We start from the raw sequence: 2744 nt of genomic DNA, 5'->3' as shown, positions 1-2744 counted from the left end.
GAAGCCTCTTTTTGTACAAAATATTGGACTCCGAAGCGGTTTTATGCCCTTTTTGCCTTCGTTTTAGGCTTTACACTTGCGTTTTTCACCGTTTTTGTACAAAAGTCTTCGTTTTCGAAGAGGAGAAGGCCTCGCGGATGGCAAAAATCCACTTCTCCGACAAGAAGTAGCCGATTTTTGTGCCAATAGGACCAGCTCCGAAGCGATCTTCTGTTTTTTTGTACAAAAATATGAGCTCCGAAGAGAAATGAATATTGGGTGATTAAAATATTGATAAATTTTGCACCCTATCGCTTGCCTGCACTTTGTTCTCTTTTGATTTATTTTGGATACACCCTTTTGCCTGCCGGCACTTTCCCTGAAAGGGAAAGGATTATATAATATGGTTAGAAAATTTATTCAAATCTTAGTGTGAAATTTCTCCCATTTTAGGAGAATCTGAAAAATCACGAACACACTTGTTATATTTTATCGTGAGTAAATGTCCGAAGGACAGCGGGGTGTATTAGAACTAATCCACAGGTTCCCTTTTTTTATGCCATAAATTCTCCTGATCAGTTTTAAAATGAATCATGCTTTAAGCTACGTGTTCTTGAAAATTCATTAAAATTTCACACAAAAAAATGCCCAATCCTTTCGAATTGGGCATTTTATATTTATTGCGATTGATTTACTCTTCAGAGAAATCTAAAGCAGCTTGACGTTTGTAAGATTTGTATCTCCATAAAGCATTCTCTTCAGCAGCTTTGAATAACTCCTTAGCTCTTTCAGGGAATGATTTCTGTAATGAAGTATAACGTACCTCACCCAATAAGAAGTCCTGGAATTTATCCCACTCTGGCTCTTTTGAATCAAGAACGAATGGATTTTTTCCTTCAGCTTCCAATAATGGATTGTTACGGAACAAGTGCCAGTAACCAGCTGTAACTGCTTTTTTCTCTTCTTCCTGAGATTTACCCATAGAGGCTTTCAATCCGTGAGAAATACAAGGTGAGTAAGCAATGATCAATGATGGTCCAGGGAAGGCCTCAGCCTCTTTAACCGCTTTAAGATATTGAGCATGGTTTGCACCCATTGCAACCTGAGCTACATAAACGTAACCGTAAGAAGCAGCCATCATACCAAGGTCTTTCTTTCTGATTACTTTACCCGCAGCAGCAAATTTCGCTACAGCACCAACTGGAGTTGCTTTTGAAGCTTGTCCACCTGTGTTAGAGTAAATTTCAGTATCCATTACAAGAACGTTTACATCTTCACCAGAAGCAAGAACGTGATCTAATCCACCGTATCCGATATCGTAAGCCCATCCGTCACCACCGAAAATCCACTGAGACTTCTTAATTAAGTAGGTCTTAAGATTTTTGATTTCTTCAGCAACTTCATGAGTTTCGTTTTCAAGAGCAGCAAGAACATCAGCAGAAGCAGCAACAGAAGCTTCTCCATTGTCCTTATTCTCTAACCACACAGTAAATGCAGCTTTTGTTTCAGCATTCACAGCATCGATAGCAGCTTGCATACGAAGCTCAATACGGTTACGCATTTTGCGAACACCTTCGTTCATACCAAAACCGAACTCAGCATTATCTTCGAACAAAGAGTTAGCCCAAGCTGGACCTTTACCACTCTTATCGTTCTTACAATATGGAGTTGCAGGAGCAGATCCACCGTAGATAGAAGAACAACCTGTTGCATTTGCAACCATCATTCTCTCACCATACAATTGAGTGATTAATTTGATATACGGTGTTTCACCACAACCGGCACAAGCTCCAGAGAACTCGAATAATGGTTGAGCAAATTGTGTATTCTTCACATTGTTTTTAGGAAGCAAGTCTTTGTAACCAACAGTTTGGTCCATATAATGCCATCTTTCTTTCTCAACTGCTTGAGTAGCGATTGGCTGCATAACAAGAGCCTTTGCTTTAGGAGCAGGACAAATGTCAGCACAGTTACCACAACCTGTACAGTCTTCAACAGCTACCTGAATACGGAAATGCATTCCTTTAAGCTCTTTTCCTGTTGCAGGCTTAACAGCCGTTCCAGCAGGAGCAGCAGCTACTTCTTCATCAGTTAAAATAAACGGACGGATAGCAGCGTGAGGACAAACGTAAGCACACTGGTTACACTGAATACAAGTTTCGTCTTGCCACTGTGGAACATTTACAGCAACACCACGTTTCTCGAACTTAGTTGTTCCGGCAGGGAAAGTACCATCTTCACGACCAGTGAAAGCTGAAACAGGAAGATCATCACCTTTTTGAGCGTTCATAGGATCACAAACCTCAGCGATAAACTTAGGACGATTTGTTGTAGCAGCAGTAGCAACTTCAGCAGAAAGGTTTTTCCAGTCAGCAGAAACTTCAACTTCAACAACATTCTCTCCACCTGCATCAACAGCAGCAAAGTTCATGTTGATAATCTTCTCACCCTTATTACCGTAAGACTTAACAATAGCAGCTTTCATCTCTTCAGCAGCCAATTCGAAAGGAATTACACCCGTGATTTTGAAGAAAGCAGCTTGCATAATCGTATTGGTACGGTTACCAAGACCTAATTCTTCACCCAGTTTAGTACCGTTGATAATGTAGAACTTAATCTCATTGTCAGCCATGTACTTCTTCATATGATCTGGAAGATTCTTAATCGTATCTTCAGCACCATAAATTGAGTTCAATAGGAAAGAACCACCTTTTTTCAATCCTTTTAATACATCGTAAAGATAGACGTAAGCAGGAACGTGACAT

Annotated in this window: 1 protein-coding gene; it reads right to left on the bottom strand. The window is 40.1% G+C overall.

What is annotated here, in order from left to right:
* Positions 1–670: 670 nt before the first annotated feature.
* Positions 671–2744: pyruvate:ferredoxin (flavodoxin) oxidoreductase (nifJ, locus tag ABY905_RS16100; protein ID WP_372645716.1), on the bottom strand; the 2074-nt coding region annotated here is incomplete at its 5' end.

The sequence above is a fragment of the Ancylomarina sp. genome (assembly GCF_041555295.1).
In the GTDB taxonomy this organism is placed as follows: domain Bacteria; phylum Bacteroidota; class Bacteroidia; order Bacteroidales; family Marinifilaceae; genus Ancylomarina.
The sequence above is the reverse complement of the archived record's forward strand: the minus strand, read 5'-3'. Positions and strand labels throughout refer to the sequence as shown.